Below are 18,316 nucleotides of genomic sequence, written 5' to 3'. Positions count from 1 at the left end.
ACGGCGGTGGACCGGAGTCGGGTACCGGTCGCAGGATCGTGGCATGACCACGTATCTGATCCTGCACGGCTTCCAGAACCACCGTCCGCGCGGTCACTGGCAGCACTGGCTCGCCGGACAGCTGCGGGACCGCGGCCACGAGGTCCGCTACCCGCAGCTGCCGGAGCCGGACGCGCCCGTCCTCGCGGACTGGCTCGACGCGCTGGAGGAGCACGGGGAGCGGCCCGCCGAGGGCGAGTTCGTGGTGCTGGCGCACAGCCTGTCGGTCCTGCTGTGGCTGCGGGCGGGCGAGCGGCGGCCGGACGCCGACCGGGTCCTCCTCGTCGCACCGCCCTCGCCGCCGGTGACCGCCTCGATCCCCGCGATCGCCGCCTTCGCCGACGGCCTCGACCTGACGGAGCAGGGCCTCGCGGCCCGCCTGGTCCACGGCGACGGCGACCCGTACTGCCCCGAGGGCGCGGACGTGCACTACGGCGTCCCGCTGGGCCTCGACCAGGACCACGTCCCGGGCGGCGAGCACCTCAACCCCGACTCGGGGTACGGGGCCTGGGCCTCGGTCCTGGAGTGGTGCGAGGACCCGGCGGTGCGGGTGAAGGGCCGGTAGGCTCACGCGGATGCACTCGGTGAACGCGGCGTACGACCAGGGCCTCCTCGACGTGGGGGACGGCAACCGGATCCACTGGGAGGTCTCCGGCAACCCGGCGGGCAAGCCCGCGCTGGTCGTGCACGGCGGGCCCGGGTCCGGGTCGTCGCCGCGCGCCAGGAGGTTCTTCGACCCGGAGGCGTACCGGGTGGTCCTCTTCGACCAGCGGGGCTGCGGGCGCTCCACGCCGCACGCGAGCGACCCGGCCGCCGACATGGCCGTGAACACGACCGCGCACCTGGTGGCCGACATGGAGCGGCTGCGCGAGCACCTGGGGATCGAGCGGTGGCTGCTGTACGGCGGCTCGTGGGGGTCCACCCTGATCCTGGCGTACGCGGAGGCGTACCCGGAGCGCGTGACGGAGATCGTCATCGCGGCCGTGACGACCACCCGCCGCTCCGAGACCGCCTGGCTGTACGAGGGCGTCGGCCGTTTCTTCCCCGAGGCCCACGAGCGGTTCCGGGCGGGGGCACGCGGGACGGACGAGGCCGGAGCCGGGGCGGACGGGGCAGGCACGGGGACGGACAAGGCCGACACGGGGACGGACGGGGCCGGGGCGCTCGTCGGGGCGTACGCGGCCCTCATGAACCACCCCGACCGGGCCGTACGGGAGCGGGCGGCGGCCGACTGGTGCGCCTGGGAGGACGCGGTCCTGTCGATGGAGGGCATGGGCACCCCGTACACCGACCGGGTCGACGACACACGGCTCGGCTTCGTGCGGATCTGCTCGCACTACTTCGCGCACGGCGCCTGGCTGGAGGAGGGCGCCCTGATCCGCGACGCCCACCGTCTCACCGGCATCCGCGACGCCCACCGTCTCACCGGCATCCCCGGCGTCCTGGTCCACGGCCGCCTCGACATGGGCGGCCCGCTCGGCACCGCCTGGGAGCTCACCCGGGCCTGGCCGGACGCCGACCTGCACGTGGTGGAGTCCGCCGGCCACCTGGGGGGCGAGGAGACGGGAGAACTGCTGCTGGCGGCCCTGGACCGGTTCGCGAGGGGGTGAGTCCGCCGGGCGGGCGGGCCGCCCCGGCGCGATGATCGGGGTATGAGTCCCGAGTCCACGACAGCCGACATCCATCTCGCCCAGCAGCCGGAGGCCGACGCGCTGCTGGGGCGGTCGCCGCTCGCCGCGCTGGTCGGCATGCTGCTCGACCAGCAGGTGCCGATGGAGTGGGCGTTCTCGGGGCCGTACACGATCGCCTCGCGGCTCGGCGCGGACGATCTGGACGCGCACGAGATCGCGGCCCGTGACCCGGAGGAGTTCGCCGCGCTGCTCTCGGAGAAGCCGGCGGTGCACCGCTACCCGGGGTCGATGGCGCAGCGGGTGCAGCAGCTGTGCCGGTTCCTCGTCGAGGAGTACGAGGGCGACGCCGCGGCCGTGTGGCGGGGTGTGGCGACCGGGAAGGAGCTGCTCGGCCGCCTGGAGGCGCTGCCGGGCTTCGGGAAGCAGAAGGCGCAGATCTTCCTGGCCCTGCTGGGCAAGCAGTACGGCGTGCGGCCGAAGGGCTGGCGGGAGGCGGCGGGCGCCTACGGCGAGCTGGGGTCGTACCGCTCGGCCGCCGACATCACCGGGCCGGAGTCGCTCGCGAAGGTGCGGGCCCACAAGCAGGAGACGAAGGCGGCGGCGAAAGCGGCGAAAGCCGCCAAGGAGGGGAAATCCCCAGGGAATTGATAATTCCACATGTCAATCCTGCTCAAGTTGACAGGAATTACGCAGAACCTGTTCACAGAGTGCCCCAACGATCGCTAACTTCCCCTCAACCTCGTCCGTTACGGGAAGGACTTCTGTGAACGCATCCCAGCGCCGTGCCGCGGCCATCCTGGCCGCCGCCGCACTCGCCACCCCGCTGGTCCTCGCCTCCCCCGCCACCGCGGGGCAGGACCCCACGGCCGCACCCGCCCGCGATGCCGCCAAGCTGGCGAAGAAGCTGGTCCGCGAAACCACCGCCCAGGACGCCTACAAGCACCTGCAGAAGTTCCAGGCGATAGCCGACTCGGCCGGCGGCCACCGCGCGGCCGGCTCGCTCGGACACGACGCCTCGGCCGCGTACGTGTACACGCAGCTCAAGAAGGCCGGATACGACGTCCGGTACCAGAAGTTCGACTTCCAGTACACGGAAACCCTCGCCGAGAAGGCCGCCGTCGTCTCCCCCGCGCCCCGCGTGCTCGACATCAAGGCGATGACGTACACCAAGTCGACCCCCGTCGGCGGCATCACCGCCGCCCTCGCGGCCGTACCCGTCGACGCCGACAACACCACCGGCTGCGAGCCCGGCGACTTCGCCTCGGGCACCTTCACCGGCAAGATCGCCCTGATCAAGCGCGGCGGCTGCACCTTCGCCGTCAAGCAGCAGAACGCCGCCGCGGCCGGCGCCGCCGCCGCCGTCATCTACAACAACACCGACGGCGCCCTCTCCGGCACCCTCGGCGACGCCGCCGCCGGCAAGATCCCGACCGGCGGTCTCACCCAGGCCCAGGGCGCCGCGCTCGCCGCCGACCTGGTCAACGGCCCGGTCTCGCTCTCCCTGGAGATCCGCCAGATCCAGGAGACCCGTTCCACCAACAACGTCATCGCGGAGACCCGCGGCGGCAACGCCGCCGACACCGTGATGCTCGGCTCCCACCTCGACTCCGTCACCGCCGGCCCCGGCATCAACGACAACGGCTCCGGCTCGGCCGGTCTCCTGCAGACCGCCCTGGAGCTCGCCAAGTCGAAGGACAAGGTCCGCAACAAGGTCCGCTTCGCCTGGTGGTCCGCGGAGGAGAACGGCCTCCTCGGCTCCGAGCACTACGTGAACACCCTCACGGCGCTCGACAAGAACGAGATCAAGCTCTACCTCAACTTCGACATGATCGCCTCGCCGAACTACGGCCTGTTCGTGTACGACGGCGACGACTCCGACGGCGTCGGCGCCGGCGCGGGCCCGGAGGGCTCCGCCCAACTGGAGCGCGACATCACCGACTTCATGGACAAGCGCGGACTCCCGCACGAGGGCACCGACTTCACCGGCCGCTCCGACTACGGACCGTTCATCGAGGTCGGCATCCCGTCCGGCGGCACCTTCACCGGCGCCGAGGGCATCAAGACCGCCGCCCAGGCCGCCCGGTACGGCGGCACGGCGGGCGTCGCGTACGACGTGAACTACCACGCCAAGGGCGACAACCTGAGCAACATCGACATGACGGCCTTCAGCGCCAACATCGGCGTCATCGCCAACGCCGTGGGCACCTACGCCCACGACATCTCCTCCCTGCGCAAGCCGGTCGTCTCCGTTCCGACCACCGGCGACGCGGGCAGCGGCGGCGGCCTGCACGACGACCACGACGAGGTCACCCGGTAGTCACCTCCGGCGGCGGGCCGTCCCGAAGATCGAGCGGCTGATCTCCCGGCCCAGCTGGGTGCCGATCGACCGGGCCAGGGACGTGAAGACGCCACTGCCCACCACCTGTTCGGCGAGCGAGGGCTCCTCCTTCTGACGGGGAGCCCTCGCTCCCGCCCGCCGCGCCTCCTTCTCGGCCTCCTTCGCCGCCGCGGCCTCCAGCGCCGCCGCCTCCGCCGCCCGCTGCTCCGCCGTCAGCTTCTCGTACGCCGACTCGCGGTCCACCGCCTCCGCGTACCGCCCGTACAGCGGCGAGCCCTTCACCGCCGCGTCCAGCGCCGCCGCGTCGGCCGGACCCATCAGCGACTCCGGCGCCCGCAGCCGGGTCGCCGCCACCGGCGTCGGGGCGCCCTTCTCGCTCAGCACGGTCACCACCGCCTCGCCCGTCCCCAGGCCCGTGAGGACCTCCTCCAGGTCGTACGGCGAGTTCGGGAAGGTCCGCACCGTCGCCTTCAGGGCCTTGGCGTCGTCCGGGGTGAAGGCGCGCAGCGCGTGCTGCACCCGGTTGCCGAGCTGCGCCAGCACGTCCGAGGGGACGTCCTTCGGCGTCTGCGTCACGAAGAACACCCCGATCCCCTTCGAGCGGATCAACCGCACCGTCTGGGTGATCGACTCCAGGAACGCCTTCGACGCCCCGTTGAACAGCAGATGCGCCTCGTCGAAGAAGAAGACCAGCTTCGGCTTCTCCAGGTCGCCGACCTCCGGCAGGTCGTTGAAGAGGTCCGCCAGCATCCACATCAGGAACGTCGAGAAGAGCTGCGGCTTGTCCTGCACGGCCGGCAGCTCCAGGACCGACACGATCCCCCGCCCGTCCGCCGCGGTCCGCAGGAACTCGCCCGTGTCGAACTCCGGCTCCCCGAAGAAACCGCCCGCCCCCTGCTGCTCGAAGGCCGTGAGCGCCCGCAGGATCACCCCGGCGGTCACCGTCGAGAGCCCGCCGATCCCCTTCAGCTCGGCCTTCCCGGTGTCCGAGACCAGAAAGGCCACCACGGCCCGCAGGTCCTTGAGGTCGACCAGCTCCAGCCCCTTCGCGTCCGCGTAGTGGAAGATCAGGCCGAGCGACTGCTCCTGCGTCTGGTTGAGCCGGAGGACCTTCGACAGGAGGACCGGGCCGAAGCTGGTCACCGTGGCGCGCACCGGGATGCCGGAGCCGAGGCCCCCGAGGCCGTAGAACTCGCAGGGGAAGCCGGTCGCCCGCCACTCCTGGCCCACCTCGGCGGCCCGCGCCCTGACCTTCTCGCCGTCCGCGCCCGGCGCCGAGATCCCGGAGACGTCGCCCTTGATGTCGGCGAGGAAGACCGGCACCCCGTGCGAGGACAGCTGCTCGGCGATCAGCTGGAGCGTCTTCGTCTTGCCGGTGCCCGTGGCCCCGGCGACCAGACCGTGGCGGTTGAGCACCGGCAGCGGGATCCGGATCGGCGCGTCCGGGTGACACGCCCCGTCCCACAGCAACGCCCCCAGATCGAGTGCGGCGCCGTCGAAGGCGTAGCCCGCGGCGATCTCGGCGGCGGGGCCGGCGACGGGGGCGGGGGCCTCCGGAGCCCGTGCGGCGGCCGCGTCCGGGGCTTCCGCGGGGGCCTGGGCCGGGTCGGCCGACCCGGCCGCCTCGGGCGCCGGCGGCTGCTCGCTCACGCTCATGACGGCACCCCAATTTCGGTTTTGTCACGATTTGCACCAGCATCCCACTGCCCGCGCGTGGCTGCGCCGGGAGCCGGTCGCCCGGTAGGCTTTCCGTGTGATCTTCAAGCGCATCGGTAACGGAAAGCCGTATCCCGACCACGGCCGGGAAAGCACCCGGCAGTGGGCGGACGTCGCCCCGCGCCCGGTCCGCCTCGACCAGCTGGTCACCACCAAGGGCCAGCTGGACCTGGAGACGCTGCTCGCCGAGGACTCCACGTTCTACGGCGACCTCTTCGCGCATGTCGTGAAGTGGCGCGGCGACCTCTACCTGGAGGACGGACTGCACCGCGCCGTCCGCGCGGCGCTCCAGCAGCGCCAGGTGCTGCACGCGCGCGTGCTCGAGATGGACTGAGAAGGCGCCGGTCGGCCTTCCCCGCTGACCCTTTCGGGGTCAGTTCGCCCCCATCCGGACGCGATCACATGATCATCAAGTAGGCATCGCCGACGGGCGGCACTACGCTGCGCTCATGAGCATGCTCACTCCCCCCGGAATGGGCGGAAAGTACCGCATCACGGGTGACGTCTACCCGCGCATGCGCCGCCCCCACCGCCGGCGCAGGATCATCCTCGCGTCCGCCGCCGCCGTGGTCGTGCTCGGCGCGGCCGGCTGGGGCACGCTCCAGCTCGTCGACGTCTTCTCCGGCGACGAGGGCAAGAAGACGACCGCCGGCAAGCAGGCCGACTGCAAACCCGTCGTCAAGGCGACCACCGCGCCCGCCGTCACCCTCCCGAAGCCCGCGCAGATCACGGTCAACGTCTACAACGCGACCCCGCGCAGCGGTCTCGCCAAGACGACCGCCGACGAGCTCAAGAAACGCGGCTTCACCATCGGCAAGGTGGGGAACGCGCCCACTGCCTACGACAAGAAGGTCCCCGGCGCCGGCCTGCTGCTCGGCGCCCCCGCGGCCACCAAGGGCGCCTTCCCGGTCCTCGGCACCCAGCTCAAGGGCGCCACGACCAGGACGGACACCCGGGCCACGGCGGACGTGGACCTGATCATCGGGACCGCCTTCAAGACGCTGTCCCCGAAAGCGACCGCGGACGCGGCCCTGGTCGCCCTGACCAAGCCCGCGCCCGCGGCCAAACCCTGCTCGCCCGAGTAGGGCGGAACGTACCGAGGCCCTACTCGGCGGAGCCGTACATCCGGTCGCCCGCGTCGCCGAGGCCCGGGACGATGTAGCCGTTCTCGTTGAGCCGCTCGTCGACCGAGGCCGTCACCACGGTGACCGGCGTGCCGGCGAGCTCGCGCTCCATGACCTCGACGCCCTCGGGGGCGGCGAGGAGCACGACCGCGGTCACGTCGTCCGCGCCGCGCTTGATGAGCTCCTGGATCGCCGCGACCAGCGTGCCGCCGGTCGCCAGCATCGGGTCCAGGACGTACACCTGGCGGCCCGAGAGGTCCTCCGGCATCCGCGTGGCGTAGGTCGACGCCTCCAGCGTCTCCTCGTTGCGGATCATGCCCAGGAAGCCGACCTCGGCCGTCGGGAGCAGCCGGACCATGCCGTCGAGCATGCCGAGCCCGGCGCGCAGGATCGGGACCACCAGCGGACGCGGGTACGACAGCTTCACACCGGTCGTGGGCGTGACGGGGGTCTCGATGTCGACCTGCTCGGTCCGGACGTCCCTGGTGGCCTCGTAGGCGAGCAGGGTGACCAGCTCGTCGGCGAGACGGCGGAAGGTCGCGGAATCCGTGCGCTTGTCGCGCAGGGTGGTGAGCTTGTGGGCGACCAGGGGGTGGTCGACGACGTGGAGACGCATGGCTCAACAGTAGCCCGCCGCGCACTGGCGTCGACCCACGCCGCTGGGGGAAGGTGGGGGCACAGGGACCCAGCGATGGGGTGGTGTGGCCGATGCCCGACCTGGAAGAACCGGCCGAAGGAGCCGCCGAGGGGGCGGCCCGCAGGCCGGCACCGGAGACCGACGCGGAGCGCCGCAGGCGCCGCGCCCAGTTCCTCCGCGAGCTGAACGAGGCCAAGGCGCTGCGCGAACGCGTGCAGCCGCGACGCGCCCGGGCCGCCCGCATGCGCCAGGCCATGCGCATGCGGACCTTCCGCTGGTGAGGCCGCCGGGCCGGGTGACGGCGGCGACCGGCCGGTGCCCCGCCGTGCGCCCCCTTCGTGCGCCGGGGTCGCACGCCCGCCCGATGGCGGTGTCGTTCAGACTGATGCACGACGCAAGAGCCGAAGACCTCTCCTGCGCGCCCTGTTTCTGTCACGATGCCGATTGGGCGGGGCACCAGGAGCGCGCCGCCGGAACGTCACACCTCTGATCAGTGGGAGAGAGTCAGGTGTACTTCGCCGCACTGCTCGCGCGCACCGAAGACGGGTGGGAAGCGAGCGACACGGAGCTCGACGACGTGGAGACCCTGTCGGATCTGGCCGAGCTGGCCCGTGAAGCCTCAGACGACGACACGGTGATCGTCTACATCGAGCAGGAGGACGCGTGGTTCGGGGTCGTACGGATCGAGGGTGAGGAAGACCCTCGGATCTACGTCTCGGACGGCGCCGCCGCCGCCCGTTCCTCGTACGGGGAGATCCTCACCCGGGAGATCCTCGGCGACGACCTCGACGCCGAGCTCGACGAGCTGGAGTCCCTGGACCTGGACGGCACGGAGGACGGGGAGCCGCTCGCCGAGGAAGCCGACGAGGACGACGAGACCGGCGTGACCGCCGGGGCGGTGCCGTCCGCTCCGGTCGGCGACGCGCTGGTCCTCGCGGACCTCGGCCTCTCGGAGCGCGAGCTCCGCGCGCTCGACAGCGACGCCCTCGCGGTGATCGCCGACGCGCTGGGCGCATCCGAGGTGCTGGAGGCCGTGCGCTAGTGGCACCGGCGGTACCGACTCCGGGGCCCGTTCCCGACCCCGTACGCGATCCCTGGCGGGACGCCATGCGGCTCGCCCTCGCCGAGGCCGCCGCGGCCGAACCGGCCGGTGACGTACCGGTCGGCGCGGTCGTGCTCGGCCCGGACGGGAAGGTCCTCGCGCGGGCGCACAACGAGCGGGAGGCGGCCGGTGACCCGACCGCGCACGCCGAGGTGCTCGCGCTGCGCCGGGCGGCCGCCGCGGCCGGCGAGTGGCGTCTGACGGGGTGCACGCTGGTCGTCACCCTGGAGCCGTGCGTGATGTGCGCGGGCGCCCTCGTCCAGTCGCGGGTCGAGCGGGTGGTGTTCGGCGCGGTCGACGAGAAGGCGGGCGCGGCCGGTTCGCTCTGGGACCTCGTACGGGACCAGCGCCTGAACCACCGCCCCGAGGTGATCCACGGCGTGCTCGGCGAGGAGTGCGCACAGCAGCTCACGGCCTTCTTCCGCACCCGCTGACACCCCTCCTGACCTCGTAGGGGATACGGATTTCATCGCAGCGCCAGTTTCGGCTAAGCTCTCTCTCGGTAGCGTGTCCGAGCGGCCGAAGGAGCTCGCCTCGAAAGCGAGTGTGGCGCAAGTCACCGAGGGTTCAAATCCCTCCGCTACCGCCAGCAAAGCCCCTCCGCACTGTGGAAACACAGTCCGGAGGGGCTTTCTTCGTACCCGCCCACAACGGGCCTGGAGCCGCGCCCCGGCACCCGCTCAGCTGGCGGGGCGCGTACGGATCACCAGCACCTCCAGGTGCAGCTCGTCCGGCGGCACCGGCGTACCCGCCCAGGAGGCGAGCGCGGCAAGAAGGTTGAGGGCCCGGCGCGGTGCGCACGCGACCCGGGGCGAGTGGTTCGTTCCGTCGGCGAGGCAGGCCAGCGTCGCGCGGGCCGCCGCCTCCGCGTCGGCGGCGTGCGGGCCGGCCGCGCCCGGCTCGGGCTTCCCCGCGCCGGAGACGAACGCCTCGACGAGCAGGAGGCGCGCCTGCCCGGCGGCGAACCGTTCGGGCTGTGTGGTGACGGTGACGTGCGGTGCCAGGGTGTGCAGCCGGGAGAGCATCCACGCGGTCTGGGCGATGCCCGTGGCCAGCGCCCCGGAGCCCGCGCCCGCCGACCACGGCCTGTTGCCCTCCCCCGTACGCGCGCGGCCGAGACCTCGCCACTCGTCCCCGCTCGGTTCCGGGACGGGCACGGACAGGGGCGCTTCGACGGCCAGCACCGCGCGACCGGTTTCGGTCCCGGTGCCGGTCAGCGCGTTCAGCAGCGCCTGGACGGCGGTCTCCGGGTCGTCGCCGGAGGAGACCGGCGCCCGGCCCTCCGAGTCGACGGCCGCCCAGGCGAACTTGGACGGCGCCTTCACCGAGCCGATGTCCACACCGATGACCAGCACGGAGACCCCCCTTCGCGAACCGGGCCGCGATCCTACGGGAAAGGCCCCGGGCGCGTTCGGGGCGCGGCCGGGGCCTTCTTCTCCGTGGGGACGGGGGTTAGGACGGGGGGAACGGCATCGGGGGGACAAGCCGTTCCCCCCGATGAGAACCGGACCTGCAAGTCCTGCGCCGCAGTCAGGGGGAAGCTCGCGGCGCGGACCCCGCAGTGCGGGCCGGTTCCAGGAGCCCCGCGGATTCCTGCCAGATCCGCTGGGCTCGACATCCATACTGCGCGCCCGTCACTCTTCCGGGGGGTGGCGAAAGGCCCCGATCGCCGGGCCCTTGGTCCATAAAGGCTCGGTTAGAGTGGCGCGGTCGTACGGCGGGGGTACCGGGGAGGGCTGGTCAGTGGTGCAAGCGAAGAAGGTCGCGCTCTACGCGGTCATGGTCTTTTTGGTGTACACGATCGTCACGTCCCCGGCCAGGGCCGCCGATCTCGTGCAGGTAGGGTTCGAGGGCATTTCCAGCGCCGCCCGGGGTGTCGGCGAGTTCATGACCGAACTCATCAACTAGGAGCCCTTCGTGATCCGCCATCTGGTCCTCTTCAAGCTCAACGACGGTGTCGCACGCGACGAGCCGCGTGTCGTCGCCGGCGTCGAGGCGTTCCGCGCGCTCGACGGGCAGATCCCCGAGCTGCGGTTCTGGGAGTGCGACTGGAACATCACGGACCGGCCGATCGCCTACGACTTCGCCATCAACTCGGCCGTCGAGGACACCGACGCGCTCCAGCGCTACCTGGAGCACCCCGCACACCAGGCGGGTGTCGCCCAGTGGCGCGAGTTCGCCACCTGGGTGATCGCGGACTACGCCTTCTAGTCCCCGCTTCCCCCCGAGGCCCCCTGCCGTCGCGGCGGGGGGCCTTTTCCGTGCGTGACCTCCCCTTTTTCCAGCATCATGCGCTCAACACGTGGTTATGCGGTGCTTGCACACAGTGGACATGTCTTGTGATGCTATGACCGCTTTTGACGGATGAGTTGACCGTAGTTGATTCAGTCGACCAGCAAGACCAGCCAAAGGGGTGGCGTGAACGTGCCGGCCAGTACAGCGCCTCAAGTCCCGCCCCAGCACGAGGCAGGTGGCGCGGAGACCCCGCGTCCCCGACCCCAGAGCACCCGTGGCGCCGACACCCGCGCGCTCACCCAGGTGCTCTTCGGGCAGCTCAAGAACCTGGAGCCGGGCACCGCCGAGCACCACCGGGTGCGCGGGGCCCTCATCGAGGCCAACCTCCCCCTCGTGCGGTACGCGGCGGCCCGCTTCCGCTCCCGCAACGAGCCGATGGAGGACGTCGTCCAGGTCGGCACCATCGGCCTCATCAACGCCATCGACCGCTTCGACCCCGACCGGGGCGTGCAGTTCCCCACCTTCGCCATGCCGACCGTCGTCGGCGAGATCAAGCGGTACTTCCGCGACAACGTCCGGACCGTGCACGTGCCGCGCCGGCTCCACGAGCTGTGGGTCCAGGTGAACGGCGCCACGGAGGACCTGACGACCGCCCACGGCCGCTCCCCCACGACCGCCGAGATCGCCGAGCGGCTGCGCATCGGGGAGGACGAGGTGCTCGCCTGCATCGAGGCCGGACGCTCGTACCACGCCACCTCCCTGGAGGCCGCGCAGGAGGGCGACGGACTGCCGGGGCTCCTCGACCGGCTCGGCTACGAGGACCCTGCCCTGGCCGGCGTCGAGCACCGGGACCTCGTCCGGCACCTGCTCGTCCAGCTGCCCGAACGGGAGCAGCGGATCCTCATGCTGCGCTACTACAGCAACTTGACCCAGTCTCAGATCAGTCAGGAACTGGGGGTCTCCCAGATGCATGTGTCAAGGCTCCTCGCCCGGAGCTTCGCACGCTTGAGATCCGCAAACAGAATCGAGGCGTAACCGAAACGGGTAGACCGGTTCGGAGCAGTTCTGCGCCGCACCAAATGCCGTACACCCCTTGTTTCCTGCGGAAATGCACCCTCGCCTTGTCGACAAGTCACTACAGCGTGTTGCCGACATGTGACATTCTGCTGGAACCGAGTTTGCCGCAGCCCCGCCGCCGGTATTCAGGTGGAGGCTGCGTTCCTCAGATGGTCGCGGCCACCGCGACCGTCCGCGACCTCAAGGGGGTGGCATGTCCACAGAACTGGGCAGCTCGAAGGTGCTCACGCTCACGCCCGTTCCCGTGCCCACGCAGACGACGGCGCCGACCGCGGCCGAGACCACGGAGGCCACGCCTCCGCCGCCCGTGGCCGTCCCGTCGGGAGCCCTCGACACCCGCACCCTCTCCCGCTCCCTGTTCCTGAGGCTGCGCGCGCTCGACAACGAGGGCGTCGCCGGCGACAGCCCCGAGCGGACCTACGTCCGCGACACCCTCATCCAGCTCAACCTCCCCCTCGTGCGGTACGCGGCCGCCCGCTTCCGCTCCCGCAACGAGCCGATGGAGGACATCGTCCAGGTCGGCACCATCGGCCTGATCAAGGCGATCGACCGCTTCGACTGCGAACGGGGCGTGGAGTTCCCGACGTTCGCCATGCCGACTGTGGTCGGTGAGATCAAGCGCTTCTTCCGCGACACCTCGTGGTCGGTGCGCGTGCCGCGCCGCCTCCAGGAGCTGCGGCTGGCGCTCACCAAGGCCAGCGACGAGCTCGCGCAGAAGCTCGACCGCTCCCCCACGGTCCCCGAACTCGCCGCCGTGCTCGGGGTGTCGGAGGAGGACGTCGTCGACGGCCTCGCCGTCGGCAACGCGTACACCGCCTCCTCGCTCGACTCCCCCTCCCCCGAGGACGACGGCGGCGAGGGATCGCTCGCCGACCGCCTCGGTTACGAGGACACCGCCCTCGAAGGCGTCGAGTACCGCGAGTCGCTCAAGCCGCTGCTGGCCAAGCTGCCGCCCCGGGAGCGGCAGATCATCATGCTGCGCTTCTTCGCCAACATGACCCAGTCGCAGATCGGCGAGGAGGTCGGCATCTCCCAGATGCACGTCTCGCGGCTGCTCACCCGCACCCTCGCCCAGCTGCGCGAGGGCCTCATCTCCGACTGACCCGACCCGACTTCCGCAAAACCCGGGCTTATTGACGGTCCGTCAGCCAGACTTGGCCCATGAGGCCAAGGAAGCCCGGACCGGTGACGGGACTCGTGGTGGCGGCGCTCTGCCTCGGCGGGGCGCTGACCGCGTGCGGCGACGGCGACGGCGACGGCGACGGCGAGGGGTACGCGGCGGTGGGCGCCGGCCCCTCCCCGAAAGGCGCGGTCGCCCCCTCCGGCGCGGTCACCCTGGTCCCCCTGGACGGCCCCACCACACCCGGCCTGACCTCCAGCACCTCGTCCCCGTCCCCCGCACCCCCCGACGCGTCCACCGCGTCCGGTACGGGCACGAGCCCGGGAGCGGGCGACGATACCGGTACGGGAACGGCTCCGGCGGCCACACAGGCCCCCGGGACGCCCTCCGGCCCCACTCCCGGCCCGGATGCGCCTCCGGCCCCTGGAGGGCCCTCCACGGGCGGCGGTACGGCCCCGGTACCCGGCGGCCAGGACCCGACCCGTACGCCCACCTCCCCCGCGCCGACGACCACCACGACCCGGCCCCCGACGACGCCGGGCACCACCCCGCCGCCGGAGCCCGGGCCCGCCGTGCTCACCGTCTCCGCGCCGGGCCTGGCGGACGGCGACCGGCGCTGGTGCGAGCGGGTCACGGTCACCTTCCGCAACACCGGTGGTTCCGCCGCCACTTCGGGCACCGTCACCTTCGCCACGCATGTCATCGGCGCCCTCGGCGTCGACTGGGCGACCGTCACGTCCACCCAGTCGCTGCCCGCGCCGATCGCCGCCGGGACGGCGCGGACCCGGACCTACACGGTGTGCGTGGACTCCTGGCGGGTCCCGCTCGGCATGCGGATCGACACCCGCGGGGTCACCGCCGTATGGCGCTGAGCAGCACCTGCGCGAACTCCGCCGGCCGCTCCACACACCCGATGCGCCGGCCCGGGAACTCCACCCGCGCCGCGCCGGTCAGCTCGGCGAGCCGTCGGGCCGGCCCGACCAGGGCCTCCTGACCCGCGGACTCCCCTCACAGGTCCAGGAAGTTCGGCCCGGCGATTTCCCGGCCGCCGCGTGACGGGGATCAGAGGCCGGGGAGGCACACCTCGGTCAGCTTCTCCGAGAGCTCCCACAGCCGGCGGCCCGTCCCGGGGTCGGCCGCCGCGTCGGAGAGGCGCACGCGGGTCGGCGCTCCGCGCAGCTCGGCGAGGCCGTCCGGGCCGATGAACGCGCCGCCCTCGACGGACGGATCGGTCGCCGCGTACAGCTGCGGCAGGGCGCCCCGCTCCGGCCGCTGGGCGAGCAGTGGATTGCCGATGTGCCCGAAGACCAGCCGCGCGAGGCCGCTCGTGTCCTTGGTCTGGAGGTTCGTGGCGGTGTAGCCGGGGTGGGCGAGGACGCCGCGGACCGGGCTGCCGGCCGCGGTCAGGCGCCGGTGGAGCTCCTGTCCGAAGACGGCGTTGGCGAACTTCGACTGGTTGTAGAAGGCCATGGGCGCGTAGTCGCGGACGCCCGTGAGGTCGTCGAAGCGGAGGCTGCCCTGCCGGTGGTTGATCGAGCTGACGGTGACCACACGGGGGTCCCGGCCTGCGGCGAGCAGGTCGAGCAGCAGTCCGGTGAGGGCGAAGTGGCCTAGGTGGTTGACGGCGAACTGGAGCTCGTGGCCCTGGGGGCTGAGCGTACGGGGCGGCGCCATCACGCCCGCGTTGTTGACGAGCACGTCGAGGCGGGGGTGCTCCGCGCGGATCCGGTCGGCGAAGGCCCGTACCGAGTCGAGGTCGGCGAGGTCGAGCCGCCGCACGTCGAGAAGGCCGGGATCCACCCCGCTCGCCGCGAGGCCGTCCGCGGCCGCCCGGCCCTTCCGCTCGTCCCGTACGGCGAGGACGACCCGCCCGCCCTTGCGGGCGAGCGCCCGGGTGGTGGCCAGGCCGAGGCCGCTGTTGGCTCCGGTGACGACGAAGACCCGTCCGGTCTGGTCCGGTATCCGGTCGGCGGTCCAGCGCTGCTTCTTGGTCATGTGACACACGCTGCCGCTTGTGTCACCGAGTGTCAAGCGCGACTATGGATGCCATGGAGGGCACCGCGTTACCATCGGGCCGTGACCACCCGCCCCGAGTCCACCCTCGCCCAGCGCAAACGCCAGCTCGTCGCGACCGAGCTCACCGAGGCGGCCCTTCAGCTGTTCGCCCTCAAGGGCTTCGACGCGGCGACCGTCGACGAGATCGCGACCACGGCCGGGGTCTCCAAGCGGACCTTCTTCCGGTACTTCGCGTCCAAGGAGGACGTGGTCGTCCAGTTCCTCGCCGGCATGGGCGCCGACATGCGCGCGGACCTCGCCGCCCGGCCGGCCGGGGAACGCCCCTCCGAGGCGCTGCTGCACGCCGTCTCCGTACCGCTGGCCGCCTGCGGCGACCACGCCGAGCGGGTCCTGCCGGTGGTCCGGCTGATCCTGCGGACCCCCTCCCTGCTCGCACGCTTCCTGGAGCACCAGGCGGCGTGGCGCGAGGAGCTCGCGGAGGAGCTGGGGGCCCGGCTGGGACGCGACCCCGAGACCGACCTCCGTCCCCGGCTCGCCGCCGGCATGGCGCTGACCGCCTTCGACGCCGTGCTGCGCCGGTGGAGCGCCGGCGAGGACGCCGTGGCCACCGCGGCCCCGGAGGCGCTGATCGGGGAGGCGTTCGCCGTACTCGCCCCGGCGCTGGACGGGACCGACCTCCCGGAGCGGTAGGTCCGACCCCCTCCCGTAAAAGGCCCGACCCCCTCCCGTAAAAGAAAGGTGGGCCGGTCCGCGTCGTGCGGAGCCGGCCCACCCGGGCGTGCGGACGGTGCGGAGGGTCAGCCCAGCGCCAGCCAGGCGACGGCCGCCAGGGCGACGATCACCACGACGACGCCGACGATCAGACCGACCTTCGGGCCGCCCGACGCGGCCACGGCCTGCGGCTGCTGCCGCTGCGGGGTGCCCTCGTCGACGAAGGCGCGGAACATCTGCGTGCTGCCGGCGGGGTCGTAGCCCTCGGGGCTCTGCCCCTGGGGGCCCTGGCCCTGGCCGTACGGTGCTTGGGGGTTGTGTGCCATGGGCCAGGACCCTAGCGAAAGGGGGGCGGGGCCCCCAACCCTCCGGCTCCCCCCTCCTCCTTTACCGATTCTTTAGCGCCGTTTGACCGATTTAGTTTGCCTGAAGCAACCATCCATCTCTATGGTTGCCCTAAGCAACAACATCAGTGGAGTGTCCGATGGACAGAGGCAATCGGTACGAGGGTCTCGCCCGCCAGGTGGGCGCCGTCGGAGCGGTGAAACGCGGACTCGCGCGGACCCTGCCCGCCGACTGCCCCAGCGGATCCGCGATCGTCCTCGCCCTGCTGAACCACCACGGGGACGTCCGGATGGGCCGGGTGGCGGAACTGATGGCCGTCGACATGTCGGTCAGCAGCCGCCACGTGGCCCACGCGGTGGACCGCGGATGGGTCGAGCGCCTGCCCGACCCCGCCGACAAGCGCTCCCGCATCCTCCGTCTGACCCCGGCGGGCGCGGACATGCTCGCCGTCCTCGACCGACGGCTGACCGCCTCACTCGCCCGCCACCTCGCGGACTGGTCCGACGAAGACGTCGAACTGCTCACCATCCTGCTCGCCCGCCTCCGCGATTCCTTCGGGGACTGCCGGGCCCACCACGCTTGAGAACGAAGGAAGTTGATGGCTACCACCACACCCGAGACCGGTGTGCGCGGCGGGAGCGCCAAGGAGGGGGACACCGCCTCCGGCGGCGCACCGATGACGCACCGCCAGATCATGGAGGCGCTGTCCGGGCTGCTGCTCGGCATGTTCGTCGCCATCCTCTCCTCGACGATCGTCTCCAACGCCCTCCCCCAGATCATCACGGACCTGGGCGGCGGCCAGTCCGCGTACACGTGGGTGGTCACCGCCGCGCTCCTCTCGATGACCGCGACCACCCCGCTCTGGGGCAAGCTCGCGGACCTCTTCTCGAAGAAGCTGCTCGTCCAGATAGCCCTGGTCGTCTACGTGGCGGGCTCGGTCGTCGCCGGCCTCTCGCAGAGCACCGGCATGCTCATCGCCTGCCGTGTCGTCCAGGGCATCGGCGTCGGCGGTCTGACCGCCCTCTCCCAGATCATCCTGGCCGCGATGATCGCCCCGCGTGAGCGCGGCCGGTACAGCGGCTACCTCGGCGCGACCTTCGCCGTCGCCACCGTCGGCGGCCCGCTGCTCGGCGGCGTCATCACCGACACGGACTGGCTCGGCTGGCGCTGGTGCTTCTACGTCGGCGTGCCCTTCGCGATCATCGCGCTGATCGTCCTGCAGAAGACCCTCAACCTCCCCGTCGTGAAGCGTCAGGTGAAGGTCGACTGGGCCGGTGCCGTCTTCATCAGCGCCGCCGTCTCCCTGCTCCTCATCTGGGTCACCTTCGCGGGTGACAAGTACGACTGGATGTCCTGGCAGACGGCCGCGATGGTGCTCGGCGCGCTCGCCCTCGGCGGGATCTTCGTCCTCGTCGAGTCGAAGGCGAGCGAGCCGATCATCCCGCTCCGCCTCTTCCGCAACCGCACGATCACCCTGGCCTCGCTCGCCTCGCTCTTCGTGGGTGTCGCGATGTTCGCCGGCACGGTCTTCTTCAGCCAGTACTTCCAGCTGGCGCGGAACGAGTCGCCGACGATGTCCGGCGTCCTCACCATCCCGATGATCGCGGGCCTGTTCGTCTCCTCCACCGTCTCCGGCCTGATCATCACCAAGACCGGCAAGTGGAAGGCGTGGCTGGTCAGCGGCGGCGCCCTGGCGGCCGGCGGGCTCGGCCTGCTCGGCACCATCCGCTACGACACGACCTACTGGCACATCGCGATCTTCATGGCGGTCCTGGGTCTCGGCCTCGGCATGATGATGCAGAACCTGGTGCTCTGCACCCAGAACCAGGTGGCTCCCGCCGACCTCGGCTCCGCCTCCTCCGTCGTCACCTTCTTCCGCTCGCTGGGCGGTGCGGTCGGCGTCTCGGCGCTGGGCGCGGTCATGGCGCACCGGGTCACGAGCTACGTCAAGGACGGCCTGGCCGAGCTGGGCCCGAAGGCCGCGGGCGCCATGGGCCAGGGCGGCTCGGGCGGCGGCATCCCCGACATGGACAAGCTGCCGGCTCCGATCCGTACGGTCATGGAGAGCGCGTACGGACACGGTGTCGCCGATGTCTTCCTCTACTCGGCGCCGTTCGCGCTGCTCGCCTTCGTGGTGACCCTGTTCATCAAGGAGGTCGCCCTCAAGAGCAGCTCGGCGACTCCCGCGGAGAAGAGCGAGTAGGACGCGGGGAACAGCCGGGAGA

At 71.8% G+C, this 18,316-nt stretch carries 22 protein-coding genes and 1 tRNA gene; 18 read left to right on the top strand and 5 right to left on the bottom strand.

The genetic code is table 11. The annotated features are described in order from the left end of the window. The first annotated feature begins 43 nt into the window (after positions 1-43). The 4 genes from ACFVZH_RS25080 to ACFVZH_RS25065 all read left to right on the top strand — a co-directional run bounded on the left by ACFVZH_RS25080 (position 44) and on the right by ACFVZH_RS25065 (position 3,987). On the top strand, positions 44-604 hold the full coding sequence (locus ACFVZH_RS25080) for an RBBP9/YdeN family alpha/beta hydrolase (RefSeq protein WP_384900465.1): 561 nt from the start codon (positions 44-46) through the stop codon (positions 602-604). Between the two features lie 10 nt (positions 605-614). Next, the gene (locus ACFVZH_RS25075) at positions 615-1,649 is read left to right on the top strand and encodes an alpha/beta fold hydrolase (protein WP_384900463.1); all 1,035 of its coding nucleotides are present in this window, start codon (positions 615-617) and stop codon (positions 1,647-1,649) included. Between the two features lie 42 nt (positions 1,650-1,691). Beyond that, a complete protein-coding gene (locus ACFVZH_RS25070; protein ID WP_384900461.1) occupies positions 1,692-2,318 on the top strand; it encodes an HhH-GPD-type base excision DNA repair protein in 627 nt (208 codons plus the stop codon). A 115-nt stretch (positions 2,319-2,433) separates the two neighbouring features. Then, positions 2,434-3,987, top strand: coding sequence for a M28 family metallopeptidase (locus ACFVZH_RS25065; protein WP_384900459.1), 1,554 nt, complete (start codon positions 2,434-2,436; stop codon positions 3,985-3,987). Here ACFVZH_RS25065 and ACFVZH_RS25060 read toward each other — a convergent pair whose 3' ends face one another. After that, positions 3,988-5,664: a helicase HerA-like domain-containing protein gene (locus ACFVZH_RS25060; protein ID WP_384900457.1), complete on the bottom strand. Its 1,677-nt coding sequence runs from the start codon at positions 5,662-5,664 to the stop codon at positions 3,988-3,990. Between the two features lie 97 nt (positions 5,665-5,761). Here ACFVZH_RS25060 and ACFVZH_RS25055 point away from each other — a divergent pair, with 97 nt between their 5' ends. Next, on the top strand, positions 5,762-6,058 hold the full coding sequence (locus ACFVZH_RS25055) for a type II toxin-antitoxin system VapB family antitoxin (protein ID WP_017240525.1): 297 nt from the start codon (positions 5,762-5,764) through the stop codon (positions 6,056-6,058). A gap of 115 nt (positions 6,059-6,173) precedes the next feature. Continuing rightward, entirely contained in the window at positions 6,174-6,809 is a 636-nt protein-coding gene (locus tag ACFVZH_RS25050; protein WP_384900455.1) for a LytR C-terminal domain-containing protein, read from the top strand. 19 nt (positions 6,810-6,828) lie between these two features. Here ACFVZH_RS25050 and upp read toward each other — a convergent pair whose 3' ends face one another. Continuing rightward, a complete protein-coding gene (gene upp / locus ACFVZH_RS25045; protein ID WP_015034991.1) occupies positions 6,829-7,464 on the bottom strand; it encodes a uracil phosphoribosyltransferase in 636 nt (211 codons plus the stop codon). 92 nt (positions 7,465-7,556) lie between these two features. Here upp and ACFVZH_RS25040 point away from each other — a divergent pair, with 92 nt between their 5' ends. The 4 genes from ACFVZH_RS25040 (at position 7,557) to ACFVZH_RS25025 (ending at position 9,176) form a co-directional block, all read left to right on the top strand. Further along, a complete protein-coding gene (locus ACFVZH_RS25040) occupies positions 7,557-7,766 on the top strand; it encodes a hypothetical protein (protein WP_384900453.1) in 210 nt (69 codons plus the stop codon). Positions 7,767-7,993: 227 nt separating this feature from the next. Next, positions 7,994-8,527, top strand: a complete 534-nt coding sequence (locus ACFVZH_RS25035; protein WP_384900452.1) for a hypothetical protein — start codon at positions 7,994-7,996, stop codon at positions 8,525-8,527. A gap of 65 nt (positions 8,528-8,592) precedes the next feature. Next, positions 8,593-9,021, top strand: a complete 429-nt coding sequence (gene tadA / locus ACFVZH_RS25030; protein ID WP_384900593.1) for a tRNA adenosine(34) deaminase TadA — start codon at positions 8,593-8,595, stop codon at positions 9,019-9,021. Between the two features lie 67 nt (positions 9,022-9,088). Beyond that, a tRNA-Ser gene (locus ACFVZH_RS25025) sits at positions 9,089-9,176 on the top strand. Between the two features lie 91 nt (positions 9,177-9,267). Here ACFVZH_RS25025 and ACFVZH_RS25020 read toward each other — a convergent pair. After that, the gene (locus tag ACFVZH_RS25020; RefSeq protein ID WP_384900451.1) at positions 9,268-9,942 is read right to left on the bottom strand and encodes a hypothetical protein; all 675 of its coding nucleotides are present in this window, start codon (positions 9,940-9,942) and stop codon (positions 9,268-9,270) included. A gap of 388 nt (positions 9,943-10,330) precedes the next feature. On the opposite strand from ACFVZH_RS25020, the gene ACFVZH_RS25015 reads away from it, so the two are divergent. From ACFVZH_RS25015 to ACFVZH_RS24995, 5 genes are all read left to right on the top strand, one after another. After that, positions 10,331-10,495, top strand: coding sequence for a hypothetical protein (locus ACFVZH_RS25015; RefSeq protein ID WP_384900449.1), 165 nt, complete (start codon positions 10,331-10,333; stop codon positions 10,493-10,495). A gap of 9 nt (positions 10,496-10,504) precedes the next feature. Further along, positions 10,505-10,798: a Dabb family protein gene (locus tag ACFVZH_RS25010; protein WP_384900447.1), complete on the top strand. Its 294-nt coding sequence runs from the start codon at positions 10,505-10,507 to the stop codon at positions 10,796-10,798. Between the two features lie 213 nt (positions 10,799-11,011). Next, positions 11,012-11,857, top strand: a complete 846-nt coding sequence (locus ACFVZH_RS25005) for an RNA polymerase sigma factor SigF (RefSeq protein ID WP_384900445.1) — start codon at positions 11,012-11,014, stop codon at positions 11,855-11,857. 235 nt (positions 11,858-12,092) lie between these two features. Beyond that, entirely contained in the window at positions 12,093-13,001 is a 909-nt protein-coding gene (locus ACFVZH_RS25000; protein ID WP_384900444.1) for an RNA polymerase sigma factor SigF, read from the top strand. Between the two features lie 83 nt (positions 13,002-13,084). Beyond that, positions 13,085-13,891 carry a hypothetical protein gene (locus ACFVZH_RS24995; RefSeq protein ID WP_384900442.1) on the top strand — a complete coding sequence of 269 codons (807 nt, stop codon included), beginning with the start codon at positions 13,085-13,087 and terminating at the stop codon, positions 13,889-13,891. 190 nt (positions 13,892-14,081) lie between these two features. Here the strand turns inward: ACFVZH_RS24995 and ACFVZH_RS24990 are convergent, their stop codons facing one another. Next, positions 14,082-15,014: an oxidoreductase gene (locus ACFVZH_RS24990; protein WP_384900440.1), complete on the bottom strand. Its 933-nt coding sequence runs from the start codon at positions 15,012-15,014 to the stop codon at positions 14,082-14,084. Between the two features lie 48 nt (positions 15,015-15,062). Between ACFVZH_RS24990 and ACFVZH_RS24985 the strand changes: the two genes are divergently transcribed. Next, entirely contained in the window at positions 15,063-15,725 is a 663-nt protein-coding gene (locus ACFVZH_RS24985; RefSeq protein WP_384900438.1) for a TetR family transcriptional regulator, read from the top strand. 107 nt (positions 15,726-15,832) lie between these two features. On the opposite strand, the gene ACFVZH_RS24980 is transcribed toward ACFVZH_RS24985, so the two are convergent. Beyond that, positions 15,833-16,072 (bottom strand): hypothetical protein, encoded by a 240-nt coding sequence (locus ACFVZH_RS24980; protein WP_384900436.1) that lies wholly within the window; start codon positions 16,070-16,072, stop codon positions 15,833-15,835. Between the two features lie 158 nt (positions 16,073-16,230). On the opposite strand from ACFVZH_RS24980, the gene ACFVZH_RS24975 reads away from it, so the two are divergent. Both ACFVZH_RS24975 and ACFVZH_RS24970 read left to right on the top strand, forming a co-directional pair. Next, on the top strand, positions 16,231-16,674 hold the full coding sequence (locus ACFVZH_RS24975) for a MarR family winged helix-turn-helix transcriptional regulator (protein WP_384900434.1): 444 nt from the start codon (positions 16,231-16,233) through the stop codon (positions 16,672-16,674). Positions 16,675-16,689: 15 nt separating this feature from the next. Continuing rightward, positions 16,690-18,294: an MDR family MFS transporter gene (locus tag ACFVZH_RS24970; RefSeq protein ID WP_384900433.1), complete on the top strand. Its 1,605-nt coding sequence runs from the start codon at positions 16,690-16,692 to the stop codon at positions 18,292-18,294. The last annotated feature ends 22 nt before the right edge of the window (positions 18,295-18,316 follow it).

It is taken from the genome of Streptomyces sp. NPDC059534, assembly GCF_042743475.1.
In the GTDB taxonomy this organism is placed as follows: domain Bacteria; phylum Actinomycetota; class Actinomycetes; order Streptomycetales; family Streptomycetaceae; genus Streptomyces.
The sequence above is the reverse complement of the archived record's forward strand: the minus strand, read 5'-3'. Positions and strand labels throughout refer to the sequence as shown.